Genomic DNA, 18316 nt, shown 5'->3' with positions numbered 1-18316 from the left:
CCCCACCCCGGCCCACTGAGACACCCTCCGCCCGAGGCCGGAGGACGCGCGGCGAGGCGCTCAGCCGCCGGGCGCGAACAGGCAGAACGGGTGGCCGGCCGGGTCGAGCAGCACGCGCACGTCGTCCTGCGGCTGCCACTCGGCCTGGCGCGCGCCGAGCGCCTCTGCCCGGGCGACCTCGGCGTCGAGGTCGCCGACGCCGATGTCGAGGTGCAGCTGCATCTGCTGGCTGCCCCGCGCGGTCGGCCACGTGGGCGGCTCGTGCTGGGTCTCGAGCTGGAACGAGAGCCCGGCGCCCCCGCCCGGCGGCTTGATCACCACCCACTCGTCGTCCGCCTGGTGGTCCTCGTCGCGGTAGACCCAGCCGAGGAGCTGCCGGTAGAACTCCGCCAGCCCGGGTGGGTCGGGCGTGCCGAGCACGGTGCTGGACAGGTAGGGGTGGGCCGGCCGCGCCATCCAAGGACCTTAGACCTCGCGCCTGACCGGGCCACCGAGAATTTTCTCCCGCGGGTGTCGTTTCGCGGTTCCGGCGTTCGTGGTGGGGTTGAGGGCGCCACCCCGGCACCCCTGACGAAGGAGACCGAGATGACCCAGTACATGCTCGCCGTGCACGGCACGGTCGACGACCCCGAGTTCGACCTCGAGGCGATGCAGCCGGTGTTCGAGGCCGTGGACGCCGTCAACAAGAAGATGATGGACGCCGGCGTGTGGGTCTTCGGCGGAGGGCTCGAGCCGATCGACGTGGCGACGACCGTCGACAACACCGGTGCGGAGGCGATCGTCACCGACGGTCCGTTCGCCGAGGCCAAGGAGTGGATCGGCGGCTTCTGGATCCTCGAGCTCCCCGACCTCGACGCGGCCCTCGAATGGGCGACCGAGGCGTCGAAGGCGTGCCAGGGCAAGGTCGAGGTCCGCCCGTTCCAGCCCGAGCCTCCGGCGGCCTGACGACCCGGATGGACTCCACCGACAGCACCGGCAGCGCCGACAGCACCGACAGCACCGGCAGCACGGCGGCGATCGAGCGGATCTACCGCGAGGAGTACGGCCGGATCGTCGCGTCACTGACGCGGCGGTTCGGCGACCTCGACATCGCCGAGGAGGCGGCCGGCGAGGCGCTCCTCGCGGCCGTCGAGCGCTGGCCGCGTGACGGCGTGCCGCCGAACCCCGGCGGCTGGCTGACCACGACGGCCGGCAACCGTGCGATCGACAAGATCCGGCGCGAGTCCCACCGCGACGCCAAGCACCAGGCGGCCCTCATGATGACCGACGACACCCCGCACGAACCGACCGGCGTGGTCGAGGACGACCGGCTGCGGCTGATCTTCACCTGCTGCCACCCGGCCCTCGCACCCGAGGCGCGCGTGGCCCTCACCCTGCGCCTGCTCGGCGGGCTGACCGTGGCCGAGATCGCGCAGGCGTTCCTCGTCCCCGAGACCACGATGGCGCAACGGATCACCCGCGCGAAGAAGAAGATCAGCGCGGCCAGGATCCCCTACCGCGTCCCGTCCGCGGAGGACCTCGGGCAGCGCGTCGACGGCGTGCTCGCGGTGATCTACCTGGTCTTCAACGAGGGCTACCTCTCCTCCTCGGCCGACGCCTCGCCCATCCGCCACGAGCTGACCTCCGAGGCGATCCGGCTGGCCCGCATCCTGCGCCTGCTGCTGCCCGACGTCGCCGAGGTGGCCGGTCTGCTCGCGCTGATGCTGCTGACCGACGCGCGTCGTACGGTCCGGGTGGCCGGCGGCGAGCTGGTCCCGCTGCACGAGCAGGACCGCGGCGGCTGGGACCGCACGCTGATCGCCGAGGGACACGAGCTGGTCCGCGAGTGCCTGGCGCGGCACGCGGCGGGTGGCCCGCGACCGGGCCACTACCAGCTGCTCGCCGCGATCAACGCCGTGCACACCGATGCGCCGACCGCGGCCGACACCGACTGGGCACAGATCGCCACCCTCTACTCCCAGCTCTACGCCGTCTCGCCCTCGCCGATCGTCGCCCTCAACCGCGCGGTCGCGGTGGCCGAGCTCGACGGGGCCGAGGTGGCGCTGGCCGAGGTCGACCGCCTCTTGCTCGAGGGCTACCACGCCTGGCACGCGACCCGCGCGGACCTGCTGCGCCGGCTCGGTCGCTCGGCCGAGGCGCGGGCGGCCTACGACGCGGCCATCCGGCTCACCGAGAACCAGGCCGAGCGCGGCTACCTCGGCCGGCGGCGCGACCAGCTGGCCTGACGGCGGTCCAGACCACCTGCCAGCAACCTGTCCGCGGCGGCGCCACGGCGACACAGTGAGGTCCTTCGCTCGCATCCGGGAGGCCGCTCGTGCTCGTCCGTCATCTCACGTTCGCCAACGTCTGCTCGGTCCTCGCCCTCGCGGTGGCGCTCGGCACGGGCGGTGCCTACGCGGCCAACACGGTCCGCTCGAAGGACATCGTCAACGGTCAGGTCAAGACCGTGGACCTGAAGAACAACGCCGTCACCTCGGACAAGATCAAGGACGGTGGCGTGGGGCTCACCGACCTGCTCGCCGGGTCGGTCGACGGCAGCAAGGTCGCTGACGGGAGCCTCACCGGCGCCGACCTCGGGGCCGAGACGATCGGTGGCGGCCAGCTCACCAACGGCTCCGTGACCGGCGCCGACATCGCCGACGGCACGGTAGCCGCCGTCGACGTGCTGCTCGCCACCCTCACCGGCGCCCACATCGCCGACGCCAGCATCACGGCCGCGGACCTCGCCGCCAACTCGGTCGAGGCCTCGGAGATCGCGGACAACTCCATCGACGGCGGCGAGATCGTCAACGACTCGCTGGGGGCCGCCGAGCTGGCCACCGGGTCGGTGACGACCGCCGAGCTGGCCACGGGCGCGGTGGCCAACGCGGACATCGCGGCGAATGCCGTGGACGGCAGCAAGATCCAGAACGCGAGCATCACCTTCTCCGACATCGTCGGCGGTGCCGCCACGGGCAGCGTGTCCATCGGGGCGAACGCCGTCGCGAACGGCCGGTGCGAGACGGTCAGCATCGGCATCGGCGGCGCCACGGCCGGTGACGCGGTGGTGTTCTCGGTGCGGGGTGCGATGCAGGAGGGCGTGTTCTTCTACGGCGTCGAGGTCACGTCGGCGACCACCGTGCGCGCGGCGCTGTGCAACTTCAGCGGCGGCGCGATGTCGGCGATCAGCGACCTGCCGGTCCGGATCCTCACCTTCCACTGAGGGTCGCCTGCCGGGGTCTCCGCCGTTCGGCCCTCGCCGAATGGCCGCGCGCGCCGTCGCCACCGCCTCCTAGGCTGGGTGGCATGACGCCGCCGACCCCGCTGCAGCTGCCCCCAGCCGACGAGGCACTGGCCTGGGTCCGGGAGCGGACCGCGACCGGGCTGGCGGCCGCGCGCGAGCTCGTCGACGGGCTGCGCACCGATCCCCCGGCCGAGCCCGAGGGCGTGCTGCGGCGGTGGGACGAGGTGACGTTGACGCTGAGCAACGTGGGTGCGATCGCCGGCCTCTTCTCCAACGCGCATCCCGACCTCGAGGTCCGGACGGCCTGCGAGGAGGCCGAGATCGAGGTCGACAAGCTGGTCACCGAGCTGCGCCAGGACCGCGCCCTCTACGACGTGTTCGACGCGCTCGACCCGGCGGGCCTCGACCCGACCGGAGCCCGCCTGCTGGAGAAGACGCTCGAGGAGTTCCGGCGCGCCGGTGTCGACCAGGACGACGCCACCCGCAGCCGCCTGGCCGAGATCAGCGAGCGGATCACGGCGATCGACCAGGAGTTCAGCCGCAACATCCGCGACGACGTCCGGTCGGTCAGGGCGACCCCCGAGCAGCTCGCCGGGCTGCCGGAGGACTGGCTGGCCGAGCACCCGGTCGACGACGACGGGCTCGTCACCGTCACCACCGACTACCCCGACGCGGTCCCCGCCCGGATGTTCGTGCGCGACCGCGAGGTCCGCCGCCAGGTCACGGTGGCCTTCCTCGAGCGCGGGTGGCCCGACAACGAGCCGCTGCTCAAGGAGCTCTTCGACCTCCGCCACGAGTACGCCAACCTGGTCGGCTACTCCGACTGGGCGTCGTACGACGCCGCGGTGAAGATGATCGAGAAGGGCCCGGCGATCCCGGAGTTCATCGACCGCATCGCGCAGGCCGCGCAGGGTCCGATGGAGCGCGACCTCGCCGTCGTCATGGAGCGGTTCCGCCAGGACGTCCCCGACGCCGAGGCGATCACCTCTGCCGACGCCATCTACTACGAGGAGCTGGTCCGCAAGGAGCAGCACGACGTCGACTCGCAGCTGGTGCGCACCTACTTCCCGTTCGACAAGGTGCGGCAGGGCCTGCTCGACGTGACCGGACGGTTGTTCGGGCTGCGCTACGAGCCGGCCGAGGACGCCGTGCTGTGGCACGGCGACGTGACGGCCTACGACGTCTTCTCGACCGCCGACGGCGAGTCCGGCGACGGCGAGAGCCTGGGGCGGATCTACCTCGACCTGCACCCGCGCGAGGGCAAGTACAAGCACGCCGCCCAGTTCACGATCACCAACGGCGTCGCCGGCCGGCAGCTGCCCGAGGGCGCGCTGCTGTGCAACTTCAACAAGGGCCTGATGGAGCACGACCATGTCGTGACGCTGTTCCACGAGTTCGGGCACCTCGTCCACCACGTGCTCGGCGGCCACGTCGGTTGGACCCGCTTCTCGGGCGTCGCCACCGAGTGGGACTTCGTCGAGGCGCCGAGCCAGATGCTCGAGGAGTGGGCGTGGGACGCCGACGTCCTCCAGACCTTCGCGACCAACGCCGACGGCGAGCCGATCCCTGCCGACCTGGTCGCCCGGATGCGCGCGGCCGACGACTTCGGCAAGGGGCTGCAGGCCCGCCAGCAGATGTTCTACGCCTCGGTGTCCTACTGGTTCCACACCGAGCGGCCGGCCGACCTGTCGCGCAAGCAGGTCGAGCTCCAGGAGCGCTACTCGCCGTACCGCTTCATCGACGGCACCCACTTCTTCGCCAACTTCGGCCACCTCGGCGGCTACTCGTCGGCCTACTACACCTACATGTGGTCGCTGGTGATCGCGAAGGACCTGTTCTCGGCCTTCGACCCCGACGACCTGTTCGACGTCGACGTCGCCACGCGCTACCGCGACCGGATCCTGGCCGCCGGCGGCACGAAGGACGCCGCCGACCTGGTCGCCGACTTCCTCGGCCGGCCCTACACCTTCGACGCGTACGCCGCCTGGCTGGCGCGCTAGGCCGGGCAGTTTCACCGGGTACCCGGTGAAACTGCCTTGCCCAGCCGGCCTCGTCGGCGTACTATAACGATATATCGCGACAGAGACGCGATATCACACAGACATTCCGTCAAAGGAGTCCGGCATGGGACACCCAGGCTTCAACCGACAGTGGGCTCGTGCCGACGAGCCCGGACGACGACAGCGACGCGGCGGCCGGCGCGGGCCGTGGGGCGAGTTCGGCGGGTGGGACGGCCCCGGCCGCCCCGGCATGCAGGGACCGCCGCCGTGGGTCGCGGGCCTCTTCGGCCTCGGCGGGACCCACGAGCAGCGCCGCGGGCCCCGGGCCCGGCGCGGCGACGTCCGCTCGGCGATCCTCGACGTCCTGCGGGCGGCCGAGGAGAGCGGTGAGCGGGTCAACGGCTACCAGGTCATCCAGCAGATCTCCGAGCGCAGCGGCGGCTCGTGGCGGGCAAGCCCCGGCTCGGTCTACCCGACCATCCAGCAGCTGCACGACGAGGGGCTGGTCGAGACCGACGACGAGCGCGGCCGCAAGACGCTGGCGCTGACCACCGAGGGCAGGCAGTACGTCGCCGAGCACGCCGACGAGCTCGCCGGCGTGTGGCGACCCTTCGACCGGCATGCCAGCGAGGAGTCGCCGTTCTCGGGGCTGAAGCCGGAGATCGGCCAGGTCATGGGCGCGGTGTGGCAGATCGTCACCGCGGGGTCGGAGTCGCAGCAGCGCGCGGCCATCGACGTGCTGGTCGAGACCCGCCGCAAGCTCTACGGCATCCTCGCCGACGGCGACGAGGCCTCCGCCGACGACGCCGCCGACGAGGACGAGGACCGCGACGCATGACCGACCACACGATCCGGCTCAGCGACGCCGAGCGCGAGGCCGCCGCCGCCGACCTGGGCGAGCACTTCGTGCAGGGCCGGCTCACCGCCGACGAGCACGCGGAGCGGCTCGAGCAGGTCTGGAGCGCGAGGACGAGGGGCGAGATCGCGCCGATCTTCCGCGACCTCCCGAGCCCGTACTCTTCGAGGCTCGCTGCGCTCGCACCTCAGAGCGAGCGCTCCGACGAACCCAGGTACTGGAGCTCTGGCGTCCGTCCGTTTCGTCGCGGGCTTCCGGGCCCGCTCCTGGTGGTGCTGGCCGTGCTGATCGCCGTCTCGGCGCTCGCGCACCTGCCGCTGTTCCTGCTCGGCTTCGCGATCTTCTGGTTCGTGGTGCTCCGCCACCGCGGGCCGCGCCGGGCCTACGCCGCCGAGAGTTTCGGCCGGCGCCCGCGCTGGCCCTGACTCAGGCGTCGGGTGGCCGCCGGGCGAGCAGCTCGTCCACCCACGCGTAGCAGCGGAGCGAGAGCTCCTCCGGCGTCGCCGACGCGGCGCCCGGCACCAGCGCCTCGACGCCGTCCGCGATCTCTGGAGGCAGGTCCTCGCGGAGGTAGCGCAGGCCGAAGTCGTAGCGCCACGGGCAGTGCTCGATCCGCAGCAGCCGGACGAGCGTCCCGAGCGCGAAGCGCAGGTAGAAGTCGACGGCCTCGGCGACCTGGCCGCGGGCGACGGCCCGGTTGACCAGCCACTCGTCGACCATGCGGCGCTGCCGGGCCTGCTCGAGCGCCGCGGCGATGCCGGCGCTGACGTCCTCCTCCTCGAGGACCACGAGGCCGTCGGGGTCGTGCAGCACGATCGGCGTGCCGTGCCGGCGTACGTCGACGTGGGAGTGCGCGTCGGACAGGTCGGAGATGTGCAGGTCGATGATGCGCGTCGGCTCGAGGAGGAGACCGGGCCGGTCCTGGAGGTGGAGGAAGCACTGGCGGCCGTCGGGCCACACGTGCTCGGGCACGGCCCAGACCCCACGGACGTCGAAGTCGGCGCTGGCCCGGGCCAGCCAGCGGGTGTAGACGTCGGTCGACGTGCCGGGCGTGCACAGGACGTCGAGGTCGAGGTCCGACCACTGGTCGTAGCCGCCCGTCGCGGCGGAGCCACCCACCCACACGCAGTGCACGTCGGGGTCGGCGGCCGCCTGCTCGGTGAGCCAGGCGGTCCAGTCGGCGTAGCGGGACAGGTCCGTCATGGGGTGGGAGTCTGCTCGTCGGGCCGCCCGGGCGCGAGGCCTTTCGGCCGCCGCCGAAGCGCGGACCGCGGTGGGGTGTCAGTCCCGCAGCACCCGGTAGCGCAGGTGGGTCACGCCGCGCCCCTCGTGCACGACCGGGTCGGAGAGCCGGACCGGCCCGCGGGCCCCGGCGAACCACGGGATGCCCGCGCCGAGCACGACCGGGACGAGGCTCACGTCGATGACGTCGAGCAGCCCGGCGTCGAGCGCCTGCCGCGCCACCGAGCCACCGGCGACGGCCCCGTCGAGGTCGCCGGCCAGCTCGCGGGCCCGGGCGATCGCCGTCGGCACGTCGTCGGTGAAGACGTAGGGCACGCCCTCGGGGTGGGAGGGCGGCGCCTCGTGAGTGACGACGACGATCGGCGCCTCGTTGCCCGGGTGGCCGTCCCAGCCGTTGGTCAGGTCGTAGAGCCGCCGCCCCATCACGTGGCAGCCGGTCCGCGCGACCGCCTCCTGGAAGAGCGTCGCGCTGGGCTCGTCCATGTGGAAGGCCGGCCAGCCGTCGGCGACCCGGAGCTCCGCGCTGCCGTCCTCGTAGAAGCCGAAGAGGTCCTCGCAGCCGTCACCGGGGCCGGCGATGAAGCCGTCGACGGACATCGCGAGGTTGGCGATCACCTGGGTCATGGCAGCCTCCAGCGTTTGTCGTGGACTCGAGATGGAGACCGGGCGGAACGGCGAGGCTCATCGCCACCCATCGAACCCATCGCCTCTCGGGAGGTTCGCAATGTCGTCGTCCGCCCGCTGGACCATCGTCGTGGTCCTGCTCGCCCCTGCCGTGGTGCTGCCCCTGCTCGTCGGGATCTACGACCGCACCGACCCCGAGCTCTGGGGCTTCCCGTTCTACTACTGGTTCCAGTTCCTGCTGATCCCCGTGGCCGCGGTGCTCACCACGTCGGCGTACCTGCTGACCAGGTCGGAGCGACCGCCGCGGACCCGGGCCGAGAAGGCCGACGACCCCGCGGAGACCATCCGATGAACGGCGTCGCAGTCGGCGTCTTCGTCTTCCTGTTCCTGCTCGTCACGATCCTCGGCTTCGCGGCCGCCCGCTGGCGGCGGGCCAAGGACATGGGCAGCCTCGACGAGTGGGGCCTCGGCGGCCGCGGGTTCGGCACGTTCATCGCGTGGTTCCTCATCGGCGGCGACATCTACACGGCGTACACGTTCATCGCCGTCCCGGCGACGCTCTACGCCGGCAGTGCGGTCGGCTTCTTCGCCGTGCCCTACACGATCGTGGTCTACCCGCTGATCTTCCTGTTCCTCCCGCGGCTGTGGTCGGTCAGCCACCGCCACGGCTACGTCACGCCGGCCGACTTCGTCGAGGGGCGCTACGACAGCCGGCCGCTCGCGCTGGCCGTCGCGGTCACCGGCATCCTCGCGACGATGCCCTACATCGCGCTCCAGCTCGTGGGCATGCAGGTGGTGCTGGAGGTGATGGGGATCGGCAGCGAGGACGACAACTGGTTCGTCAAGGACCTGCCGCTGTTCATCGCGTTCGCGGTCCTGGCGGCCTACACCTACTCCAGCGGCCTGCGGGCGCCCGCGCTGATCGCGTTCGTGAAGGACACGCTGATCTACCTCGTGATCATCGTCGCGGTGCTCTACCTGCCGCACGAGCTCGGCGGCTGGGGCAACATCTTCGACACGGTGAGCAAGGGCTTCGGCGACTTCAACACCGAGAACGCCGATGCGATCGCGGCGGGCGAGGCGACGCCGAAGGCGATCATGCCGCCGGAGACCCTGCACCTCGCCTACGGCAGCCTCGCCCTCGGCTCGGCGCTGGCGCTGTTCATGTACCCCCACTCGATCACCGGCGTGCTCTCCACGCGGAGCCGCTCGGTGATCCGCCGCAACGCGTCGCTGCTGCCGGCGTACTCCTTCCTGCTCGGGCTGCTCGCGCTGCTCGGCTTCGTCGCGATCGCGGCCGGCGTCAAGGTCGCGAACCCGCAGCAGGCCGTGCCGCAGCTGTTCGAGAACGAGTTCCCGGCGTGGTTCGCCGGTGTCGCGTACGCCGCGATCGTGATCGGTGCGCTGGTGCCCGCGGCGATCATGTCGATCGCGGCCGCCAACCTCTGGACGCGCAACATCTACCGCGCCTTCATCAACCGCGACGCGACGCACGCGCAGGAGGCCAGGCAGGCCAAGGTGGTCTCGCTGCTGGTGAAGTTCGGCGCGCTGGTCTTCGTGCTCGCGCTGTCGAAGGACTTCGCGATCAACCTGCAGCTGCTCGGCGGCGTGTGGATCCTGCAGACGCTGCCTGCGATCGTGGCCGGCCTCTACACGCGCTGGTTCCACCGGTGGGCGCTGCTTGCGGGCTGGGCCGTGGGCATGGCCTACGGCACCTGGCTCGCCTACGGTGTCGCGTCGCCGACCCAGTCCCACTTCGGCGGGCCGCTCGTGCTGCTGCCGTGGTCGGACACGACGAAGGTCTACATCGCGGTGCTCGCCTTCGGCCTCAACCTGCTGGTCGCGATCGTGCTGACGGTCGTGCTGCGCGCGGCGAACGTCTCCGCCGGCACCGACCGGACCCGGGCCGACGACTACACCGCCGACTTCGGTGACGAGGGGGTGCAGGCCGAGCTCGACCCGGACGTCGTCGCCCGCTGACCTCCCCACGAGGGCGCCGAGCGGAGTAGGTTCCGCGCCATGAGGGTCCCCGCGGGGATGGCGCTGGCCGCACTGGTGACGGTGTGCCTGCTGCCCGTGCCGGCCGTCACGGCGACGGGCGCCGAGGCGGGCAGGCGGGCGGCGGGTTACACGACGTACGTCGCGTGCAGCGCCAAGACCTCGGCGAAGCCCGCCACCGTGTGCAGGGCCTCGCAGCCCAAGGCGGCGTTCTTCCGCAGCGCGCGTCACGACGCGGTCTACAAGGTCTGCGTGAGGTTCCCGGGCAGGAAGAAGCCGCTGTGCGCGAGCGCCCAGCCGGCCGACAAGGGTGAGACGCGGGTCGTGAGCATCACCAGCGACCGGGTCGGCACCCATCGGGTGCGGTGGTACGTCGCCGGGCGGAAGGTCGGCAGCTGGAGCTTCCGGGTGGTCGAGGGCTGAACCCGGAGGTGACCCGCGGGTAACCTCGACGCGTGAGCGACGACGCACCGAGCACGCCGAGCTTCGCCCTCGGGGACGACCACGTCGAGCTGCAGAAGTGGGTGCACACCTTCGCCGAGGACGTCGTGCGCCCGGCCGCCGCCGAGTGGGACGAGCGCGAGGAGTTCCCGTGGCCGGTGGTCGAGGAGGCGGCCCGGATCGGTCTCTACTCCCTCGACTTCTTCGCCACCCAGAGCTTCGACCCGACCGGGCTCGGCCTGCCGCTGACGATGGAGGAGTTGTTCTGGGGTGACGCCGGCATCGGGCTCGCCATCGTCGGCTCGTCGCTCGCCGCCGCGGCGGTGGCCGCCAACGGCACGCCCGAGCAGATCGGTGAGTGGGCGCCGCAGATGTTCGGCTCGCCGGGCGACCTCAAGGTCGCCGCCTTCTGCTCCTCCGAGCCCGACGCCGGCAGCGACGTCGGCGCGATGCGCACGCGCGCGACGTACGACGAGGCGAAGGACGAGTGGGAGCTCAACGGCACCAAGACGTGGGCGACCAACGGCGGGATGGCCGACGTGCACGTGGTCACGGCCGTGGTCGAGCCGGAGCTGCGCGCGCGGGGCCAGGCGAGCTTCGTCGTGCCGCCCGGCACCGAGGGGTTGAGCCAGGGCCAGAAGTTCGCCAAGCACGGCATCCGCGCGTCGCACACCGCCGAGGTGGTGCTCGACCACGTCCGGGTGCCGGGCTCCTGCCTGCTCGGTGGCAAGGACCGCCTCGACGCGCGGCTGGCGAAGGCGCGCGAGGGCGTGCGCAGCGGCGGCTCGGCGAACGCCTCGATGGCGACGTTCGAGCGCACCCGCCCCGCCGTCGGGGCGCAGGCGATCGGCATCGCGCGGGCGGCCTACGAGGTCGCGCTCGACTACGCGAAGACGCGCGAGCAGTTCGGCCGCCCGATCATCGAGAACCAGGCGATCGCGTTCGCGCTGGCCGACATGAAGACCGGCATCGACGCGAGCCGCCTGCTCGTGTGGCGGGCGGCGTGGATGGCCAAGCAGGGCACGCCGTTCGAGGCGGCCGAGGGCTCGATGTCGAAGCTGTACGCCGGCGAGACCGCCGTGCGGGTGACGGGCCAGGCGATGCAGATCCTCGGCGGCAACGGCTACACCCGCGAGTACCCCGTCGAGCGGATGGCCCGCGACGCCCGGATCTACACGATCTTCGAGGGCACCTCCGAGATCCAGCGGCTGGTCATCGCCCGCGCGATCTCGGGGATGCAGATCCGCTGAGGCAGCGGTTCCGCGGACACATCGCGGGCATCGGCAGCACCTCGGGCACGCGGGTGGTCGTCGGGCGGTGGACGGACACCCCGCTCGGCGAGTTCGGCGACGCGATGGTCGAGACCGCTGCGGGCCACCGCGTGCTGCTCGCACCCCGCCAGGACGTGGCCGACTTCATCGGCGCGACGTACTCCTTCGACGAGGTGCGGCTGGAGCCGTTCGCCGTGACCGGCGACGGGGAGCGGTGGCGGGTGCGGTCGCCGTCACTGCGGCTCGAGCTCTCGGTGGGTGGCCGCACGACGCTCGGTGCGGCGCTGCGCCTGGTCCCGCGGCGGGTCGCGGAGTCGCCGGCGTGGTGCGCCCTCACCAACCCGGTCGCCCGGGTCGCCCTCCGCGGCGTGCGCACCCGCGGCACCGCGGGGGGCGACCGCCGGGAGTGGTACGGCGCCACCGACGTCCACCGCGTGGTGTCGATGACCGGGAGCCTCGACGGCGACGATCTGGGGCAGCTCGCCGACGTCGACCCGCCGTGCCGCTTCGGGTTCTCCTCGACGCCCCGCACCCCGTCGGTCACCGCCGTGGTCACCACCGTGGCCCTCCGCTCGGGGTGAGGACGAATCGGGGTGACGGGCGGGGCTCGTCTAGGGTGCGCGGGTGAGCTCGAACCCCGCCGCCGACCTCTACCTCGACCTGCTGGCCAAGGTGCTCACGCGCTACGGCTTCGAGGGTCGCAACGTCACCGTCAGCCTCCCGCTCGGCAGCTACGAGTCCTACCTCTGGCAGCTGCTCACCGCCACGATGCCGGGGCGCCAGGTCCGGATGGTCGAGCCCGGCACGTTCGACGCGAAGCTCCGCGAGGAGGGCGTCGACTGGCCGGCCGACGCCGAGAGCATGGTCGGCCTCAAGCGGCTGGCCAACATCCGCGAGTGCGTGGAGCGGACGCTCACCGACGGCGTCCCCGGCGACCTCGTCGAGACCGGGGTCTGGCGAGGCGGGTCGTGCATCTTCATGCGCGGGGTGCTGGCCGCCCACGGCGACCCCGACCGCCGGGTGTGGGTCTGCGACTCCTTCGAGGGGCTGCCGGAGCACGACGGCCGCTACGCCGCCGACATCGGCGACCAGTTCCACGCCTTCAGCGAGCTGGCCATCTCGGTCGAGGAGGTGCAGGAGAACTTCCGCCGCTACGACCTCCTCGACGACCGGGTGGAGTTCCTGAAGGGCTGGTTCGCCGACACCCTCGGCACCGCACCCATCGAGCAGATCGCGGTGCTGCGCCTCGACGGCGACATGTACGCCTCGACGATGGACGCGCTGGAGCCGCTCTACGACAAGGTCTCGCCCGGTGGCTTCGTGATCGTCGACGACTACGGCGCGGTGCCGGCCTGTGCGCAGGCGGTCCACGACTTCCGCAAGGACCGCGGCATCACCGACGAGATCCACCAGGTCGACTGGACGGGCGCCTACTGGCGCAAGGGCGTGCCGGCGTGAACGAGCCACTCAGCGCCGACGAGGGAGCGGCCCGCCTGCAGGAGGTGCTCGCCGAGACCCGGCGGAACGCCGAGCGGGCCCTGCGCGAGCTGCACCACGCCATGTCGCGCGACCTGCGCCGCGCCGAGCGGCGGGCAGCGCGCGCCGAACGCCGCGTCGCCGAGCTGCGCGAGCGGCTGCGCAAGACCCGCCGCAAGGCCACGCGGCTCGAGCGCCGGCTGGCCAAGGCCCAGGCAGCGCGGACGTCCCCCGGGCTGCGGCAGACGCTGGGCCGGGTGCGCCGCAAGCTCAGCCGCTGAGCCTCACGCCGTGACCAGGCCGGACTGGTAGGCGAACACCACCAGCTGTGCGCGGTCGCGAGCACCCAGCTTGGTCATCGCCCGGCTGACGTGCGTCTTGGCCGTCATCGGGCTGAGCACCATCCGCTCGGCGATCTCGTCGTTGCTGAGCCCGTGGGCGACCAGGGCCACCACCTCGCGCTCCCGGTTGGTGAGCCGGTCGAGGTCGGCCGAGGGCAGCACGACGGCCGGCCGCGCGACGAACTCGCTGATCAGCCGGCGGGTCACGCCCGGCGAGAGGAGCGCGTCGCCGCGCACGGTCACGCGGAGCGCCTGCAGCAGGTCGGCGGGCTCGGTGTCCTTGACCACGAAGCCGGACGCGCCGGCCCGCAGGGCGCCGAAGACGTGCTCGTCGAGCCCGTAGTTGGTCAGCATCACGACGTGCACCTCGGCCAGCCGCTCGTCGTTCGCGATCCGGCGGGTGGCCTCGATGCCGTCGAGCTCGGGCATCTGCACGTCCATGAGCACGACGTCGGGACGATGGGCGACCGCCAGCTCGACGGCCTCCCGGCCGTCCGCGGCCTCCGCCACCACCGTGATGTCGTCCTCGGCGTCGAGAAGGGCGCGGATGCCGCTGCGGATCAGGGCCTGGTCGTCGGCCAGCAGCACTCGGATCACGTCGTGGTCGCGGTGGTCGCGGGGAGCTCGGCGCACACCGCGAACCCCCGCGTCGGCAGCGGCTCCGCGATCAGCCGCCCGCCCAGCGCGGTGACCCGCTCGCGCATCCCGATGAGACCGAAGCCCGGGACGGGGGTGTGCAGGGCCGCGGCCCCGTCGTCCTCCACGCGCACGGTCAGGCAGGCCGGGCCGTAGGTGATCTCCACGGTCGCGGTCGCGTCGACGCTGTGGCGGGCCGCGTTGGTCAACGCCTCCTGGACGACGCGGTACGCCGTCTGGTCGACCTGAGGCGGCAGCGGCCGCACGTCGCCGCGCACGACGAGCCGGGTGGGCAGCCCCGACGACCGCGCCCGCTCGACGAGCGCCGGCAGCCGGTCGAGCCCGCTGACGGTGGCCTCGTCGTCGCGGCGCAGCACCTCCAGCGTCGAGCGCAGCTCGCGCGCCGCGTCGGTGCTGGCCTCCTGGATGGCGAGCAGCGCGGCCGACGGCTCCTCGCCGTTCTTGCGCGCGAGGTGGGCCGCGACGCCGGCCTGCACCTTGATCACCGAGATGCTGTGGGTGAGCGAGTCGTGCAGCTCGCGCGCGATGCGGAGCCGCTCCTCGACCGCGCGCCGCCGGGCGGTCTCGTCGCGGGTGCGCTCGGCCTCCTCGGCGCGCTGCTCCACCTCGCGCATCCGGGCCTTCCACTGCACCGACGCGACGGCGCCGAACGCCGCGGACACGAGCCACCCGGTGCCGTAGAACCTTCGCCAGCCGCGGTCGGTGCGCATCCTCCGAGCGTAGGACGGCCGGGCCTGCCTGCACGTCCCACCGCGGGAGTAGTCGCGGCCTACCACGGGCGTCGTAGTCACACCTCGCGCCACCGACTCGTCGGGTAGGTGGAAGTGACGCCCGTGGGGCGACGCCGGCCGGCGCGATCCGCAGCACGATCGAACCGCCGAGCACACGAGACGAGGAGAGACGATGAGACTGCACGAGAACGACCTGGCCACCGAGGCGCTGCGGCCGGGCGACGACGGCTATGACGAGGCGGCGCGGGTCTTCTTCGCGACCGGGCGGCCCGCGCTGATCGCCCGCCCGCGCGATCCCGGCGAGGTCGCCACGGTGCTGGGGCACGCCCGCGACCGCGGCCTTCCCGTCTCGGTGCGGTCCGGCGGGCACAGCCCGGTCGGGCACAGCACGAACGACGGGGGCGTGGTCATCGACCTCGCACACCTCGACTCGGTCGAGGTCCTCGACGCCGGCCGGCGCCTGGTGCGCGTCGGCGGTGGCGCGACGTGGGGCCGGGTCGCGGCGGCCCTCGACCCGCACGGGTGGGGGCTGACCTCCGGCGACACCACCGGTGTGGGCGTCGGCGGGCTGACCCTCGGCGGCGGCATCGGCTGGATGGTTCGCCGGCACGGCCTGGCGATCGACAACCTCGTCGGCGCCCGCGTCGTGACAGCCGACGGTGCTCTCGTGACGGCGTCCGCCGAGGAGCACCCGGACCTGTTCTGGGCGCTGCGCGGTGGCGGCGGCAACTTCGGCGTGGTCGTCGACTTCGACTTCGTCGCGCAGGAGGTCACCACCGTCCACCACGGCACCGTGACCTACCAGGTCGACGACGCGACCGTCCTGCTGCGGAGGTGGCGCGACGTGATGCGGGGGGCGCCGGAGGAGCTGACCAGCTCCATCGCGCTCCTGCCGCAGGCTCCCGGCTCGCCCCGGATGGCGATGATGCTGCTCTGCTACGCAGGCGCGCCCGGCAGCTCGGTGGCCGACGCCGACGCTGCCATCGAGCCGCTGCTCGAGCTCGGGACCGTGGTGTCCGCGAGCATCACCGAGCAGAGGTACTCCGAGATCCTCGAGGACGCCATGCACCCGCCGGCCGGCGTGCGGCCCTCGGCGCGCAACACGCTGGTGCCGGTGCTGGACGGCGACACCATCGCCGCGATCGACCGGCTCTGGGGTGCGGCGCCGACCGTCATCGCGGTCCGGAGCCTCGGCGGTGCCTTCGCGCGGGTGCCGGCGGACGCGACGGCGTTCGCGCACCGCGACGCCGAGGCGATGGTGGTGTGCATGCTCCTGCAGCCGGAGACCGCGAGCGACGCGGACGTCGAGCAGGCGCTGCTGCCGTGGCGGGAGGTGGCCGCGCACGGCACCGGCACCTACATCAACTTCCAGGGTGCCGCGACGCCCGGCGACGTGGCGGCGGCGTACCCGCCGGCGACGTACGCGCGGCTGGCCGCGGTGAAGCGCGCCTACGACCCGGACAACGTGTTCGCGCGCAACCACAACATCGCGCCCGCCGAGGACGACCTGGCCGAAGGCCCCGCCGCCTGATGCCGGGTCGTCCGCCGGGTCACCCGAGCGGCTGGCGGCTCACAGGTCCAGCGCGCGGTTGACCCAGGTCGAGGTGACCACCATGCCGACCTTCTCGTAGAGGCCGAGGGCGCCGGTCCGCGAGTCGGTCGACAGGTAGCACCGGACGGCTCCGTGGCTCCGGGCCAGGGCGAACGCGTCGGCGAGCATCGCCCTGGCCAAGCCGTGGCCCCGGCGGTCGCGGCGGACGGCGATGCGGGCGACGTAGCCCGCGTCACCGGACAGGTACACGTGGGTGGCGCCCACCGCCTCGCCGGCGGCGTCGGTGCAGAGCCGCAGGTTCCAGGGCTCGTGGCCGGGGCGTCCCCAGACCATCGCGCCGAAGTCCGCCATCGGCTGCCGGTCGCGCCACTCCGAGAACGCGTCCTCGACGACCGTCCACACGAGCTCGTGCTCGTCGGCCCGGGCATCGCGCAGCGCGTGTCCCGCCGGCAGCGGCTGCGTGACGATCGCGGTGCCCGCGGGCAGCTCGAGGTCCCACGCCGTCCACCGGACCCGGTAGCCGCGCGCCTCGAGCCGTCGGTCGGCGTCGCCCCCGCCGGGCACCTGGGTGCTGATCAGCGCGCCGCCGCGGGCGCGGGCGGTGGTCTCCAGCCAGCCGAACAGCGTGTCGCGCAGGCCGCGGCCGTGGTCGTCGGGGTGCACACCGGTGTAGCCGAAGTCCGGGCGCACGAGGTCGGCGTACGCCACGAGCCGGTCGCCCGCGAACAGCCCGAGCGTGCTCGACGCGAGGTCGTACGACGGCCGCTGCCACTCGGCGACGATGTCCTCCTCGGTGGTGTCGCCCTCGCCGACCTCGTGCACCTCCTCGGCGGCGGTGACCTCGGCGACGGCGGCGGCGTCGGCGAGCGCCAGCGGGCGCGCGGTCAGGCCCTCCGGCGGCTCGACGTCCTTCACTCGCCGACCCCGGCGCCGGTGAGCGCCAGCCCGCGGTTGACCCACGTCGAGGTGACGACCATGCCGACCTTCTCGTAGAGGCCGAGAGCGCCGGTGCGCGAGTCGGTCGACAGCTCGAACCGGGTGGCGCCGTGGGCGCGCCCGGCGGCGAACGCGTCGACGAGCAGGGCCTGCGCGAGACCGCGTCCCCGCTCGGGCCTCGTGGTGGCGAGGCGGGCGATGAACGCCGACTCGGCGCCGAGCTGCACCCACCCGAACGAGACCACCGCGCCGGCGGGGTCGGCGACGACGCGGAGGTTCCACGGCTCGAACCCGGGCCGCAGCGTCACCCCGGCCAGCCAGTCGTCGTAGGACTCGCGCTCGCGGACCGACCACTCGAGGAACGCGTCCTCCTGGACGGTCCAGCACTGCTCGTACTCGGACGGCTCGGCCGCGCGGACGACGTACCCCTCCGGCAGCGTGCGCACCGGGACCGTCGCGCCGGGAGGGAGCTCGAGGCCCCAGCTCTCCCACCGCACGCGGTAGCCCAGCGCGGTGAGGAGCCGGTCGCCCGGGGAGCCCAGCGGCACCGGCATCCCGATCTCCGCGATGCCCCTCGCGCGGGCGTTGGCCTGCGTCCAGTGCGCCAGCGAGGTGCCGATGCCGCGGCCGCGGTAGGCCGGGTCGACCGCGGCGTCGCAGCGGCCGGACGACCCGACCTCGGCGTAGGCGACCAGCCGGTCGCCGTCGAGGACGCCGATCGTCGACGCGGACACGTCGAAGGAGGGCTGCGCCCAGTCGCCGACGATGTCGGCCTCCTCGATCATGACCTCGCCGAGGTCGGCAGCCTCCTGGGCGGCCATCACCTCGAAGACGGCGTGTGCGTCGTCCTGCCGGAGCGGGCGGCTCTCGAGTCCATCGGGAAGGTCCACGAGGCCGTAGTAGACACGACAAATGGCCGACGGGGCCGCCGATTTAACCGGCGGCCCCGTCGTGCGGGAGGTGACTGG

The 18316-nt window shown here is 72.9% G+C and carries 21 protein-coding genes; 14 read left to right on the top strand and 7 right to left on the bottom strand.

Going from position 1 to position 18316, the window contains the following annotated elements; translation table 11 throughout:
* Positions 1-60 precede the first annotated feature (60 nt).
* Positions 61-456, bottom strand: a complete 396-nt coding sequence (locus G514_RS0123490; RefSeq protein WP_028653740.1) for a VOC family protein — start codon at positions 454-456, stop codon at positions 61-63.
* Between the two features lie 129 nt (positions 457-585).
* Here G514_RS0123490 and G514_RS0123485 point away from each other — a divergent pair, with 129 nt between their 5' ends.
* The 6 genes from G514_RS0123485 to G514_RS29630 all read left to right on the top strand — a co-directional run bounded on the left by G514_RS0123485 (position 586) and on the right by G514_RS29630 (position 6504).
* Positions 586-945: a YciI family protein gene (locus tag G514_RS0123485; protein ID WP_028653739.1), complete on the top strand. Its 360-nt coding sequence runs from the start codon at positions 586-588 to the stop codon at positions 943-945.
* A gap of 8 nt (positions 946-953) precedes the next feature.
* Positions 954-2225, top strand: a complete 1272-nt coding sequence (locus tag G514_RS0123480) for an RNA polymerase sigma factor (protein WP_051248178.1) — start codon at positions 954-956, stop codon at positions 2223-2225.
* Between the two features lie 89 nt (positions 2226-2314).
* Positions 2315-3202, top strand: a complete 888-nt coding sequence (locus G514_RS0123475) for a hypothetical protein (RefSeq protein ID WP_028653737.1) — start codon at positions 2315-2317, stop codon at positions 3200-3202.
* Between the two features lie 83 nt (positions 3203-3285).
* A complete protein-coding gene (locus G514_RS0123470) occupies positions 3286-5223 on the top strand; it encodes a M3 family metallopeptidase (RefSeq protein WP_028653736.1) in 1938 nt (645 codons plus the stop codon).
* 124 nt (positions 5224-5347) lie between these two features.
* Complete coding sequence (locus G514_RS28650; protein ID WP_084152349.1) at positions 5348-6061, top strand: PadR family transcriptional regulator; 714 nt, start codon at positions 5348-5350, stop codon at positions 6059-6061.
* Positions 6058-6504, top strand: a complete 447-nt coding sequence (locus tag G514_RS29630; RefSeq protein ID WP_051248177.1) for a DUF1707 SHOCT-like domain-containing protein — start codon at positions 6058-6060, stop codon at positions 6502-6504. The genes G514_RS28650 and G514_RS29630 overlap by 4 nt, the downstream gene beginning before the upstream one ends.
* Before the next feature lies 1 nt (position 6505).
* Here the strand turns inward: G514_RS29630 and G514_RS0123455 are convergent, their stop codons facing one another.
* A complete protein-coding gene (locus G514_RS0123455) occupies positions 6506-7282 on the bottom strand; it encodes a hypothetical protein (RefSeq protein ID WP_028653735.1) in 777 nt (258 codons plus the stop codon).
* A gap of 78 nt (positions 7283-7360) precedes the next feature.
* Positions 7361-7945: a dihydrofolate reductase family protein gene (locus G514_RS0123450; RefSeq protein ID WP_028653734.1), complete on the bottom strand. Its 585-nt coding sequence runs from the start codon at positions 7943-7945 to the stop codon at positions 7361-7363.
* Positions 7946-8045: 100 nt separating this feature from the next.
* Between G514_RS0123450 and G514_RS0123445 the strand changes: the two genes are divergently transcribed.
* The 7 genes from G514_RS0123445 to G514_RS0123415 are packed head-to-tail and all read left to right on the top strand — an operon-like array spanning position 8046 to position 13412.
* Positions 8046-8297, top strand: coding sequence for a DUF3311 domain-containing protein (locus tag G514_RS0123445; protein WP_028653733.1), 252 nt, complete (start codon positions 8046-8048; stop codon positions 8295-8297).
* Complete coding sequence (mctP, locus tag G514_RS0123440; RefSeq protein WP_028653732.1) at positions 8294-9925, top strand: monocarboxylate uptake permease MctP; 1632 nt, start codon at positions 8294-8296, stop codon at positions 9923-9925. The genes G514_RS0123445 and mctP overlap by 4 nt, the downstream gene beginning before the upstream one ends.
* 39 nt (positions 9926-9964) lie before the next feature.
* On the top strand, positions 9965-10366 hold the full coding sequence (locus G514_RS0123435; protein ID WP_157545191.1) for a hypothetical protein: 402 nt from the start codon (positions 9965-9967) through the stop codon (positions 10364-10366).
* Between the two features lie 32 nt (positions 10367-10398).
* On the top strand, positions 10399-11634 hold the full coding sequence (locus G514_RS0123430) for an acyl-CoA dehydrogenase family protein (RefSeq protein ID WP_028653730.1): 1236 nt from the start codon (positions 10399-10401) through the stop codon (positions 11632-11634).
* 53 nt (positions 11635-11687) lie between these two features.
* A complete protein-coding gene (locus G514_RS0123425) occupies positions 11688-12236 on the top strand; it encodes a hypothetical protein (protein WP_245582320.1) in 549 nt (182 codons plus the stop codon).
* A gap of 43 nt (positions 12237-12279) precedes the next feature.
* Positions 12280-13113: a TylF/MycF family methyltransferase gene (locus tag G514_RS0123420; RefSeq protein ID WP_028653728.1), complete on the top strand. Its 834-nt coding sequence runs from the start codon at positions 12280-12282 to the stop codon at positions 13111-13113.
* A complete protein-coding gene (locus G514_RS0123415; RefSeq protein ID WP_028653727.1) occupies positions 13110-13412 on the top strand; it encodes a hypothetical protein in 303 nt (100 codons plus the stop codon). The genes G514_RS0123420 and G514_RS0123415 overlap by 4 nt, the downstream gene beginning before the upstream one ends.
* A gap of 3 nt (positions 13413-13415) precedes the next feature.
* Here the strand turns inward: G514_RS0123415 and G514_RS0123410 are convergent, their stop codons facing one another.
* Positions 13416-14069, bottom strand: a complete 654-nt coding sequence (locus G514_RS0123410; protein ID WP_028653726.1) for a response regulator — start codon at positions 14067-14069, stop codon at positions 13416-13418.
* Positions 14066-14839, bottom strand: coding sequence for a sensor histidine kinase (locus tag G514_RS28640; protein WP_051248175.1), 774 nt, complete (start codon positions 14837-14839; stop codon positions 14066-14068). The genes G514_RS0123410 and G514_RS28640 overlap by 4 nt, the downstream gene beginning before the upstream one ends.
* A gap of 193 nt (positions 14840-15032) precedes the next feature.
* Here G514_RS28640 and G514_RS0123400 point away from each other — a divergent pair, with 193 nt between their 5' ends.
* Positions 15033-16391 carry an FAD-binding oxidoreductase gene (locus G514_RS0123400; protein ID WP_028653725.1) on the top strand — a complete coding sequence of 453 codons (1359 nt, stop codon included), beginning with the start codon at positions 15033-15035 and terminating at the stop codon, positions 16389-16391.
* Between the two features lie 39 nt (positions 16392-16430).
* Here G514_RS0123400 and G514_RS0123395 read toward each other — a convergent pair whose 3' ends face one another.
* Both G514_RS0123395 and G514_RS28635 read right to left on the bottom strand, forming a co-directional pair.
* A complete protein-coding gene (locus tag G514_RS0123395; RefSeq protein WP_028653724.1) occupies positions 16431-17327 on the bottom strand; it encodes a GNAT family N-acetyltransferase in 897 nt (298 codons plus the stop codon).
* Positions 17324-18238, bottom strand: a complete 915-nt coding sequence (locus G514_RS28635) for a GNAT family N-acetyltransferase (protein WP_036566165.1) — start codon at positions 18236-18238, stop codon at positions 17324-17326. The genes G514_RS0123395 and G514_RS28635 overlap by 4 nt, the downstream gene beginning before the upstream one ends.
* Positions 18239-18316: the final 78 nt, after the last annotated feature.

This window comes from Nocardioides halotolerans DSM 19273 (genome assembly GCF_000422805.1).
Classification (GTDB): Bacteria; Actinomycetota; Actinomycetes; order Propionibacteriales; family Nocardioidaceae; genus Nocardioides; species Nocardioides halotolerans.
The sequence above is the reverse complement of the archived record's forward strand: the minus strand, read 5'-3'. Positions and strand labels throughout refer to the sequence as shown.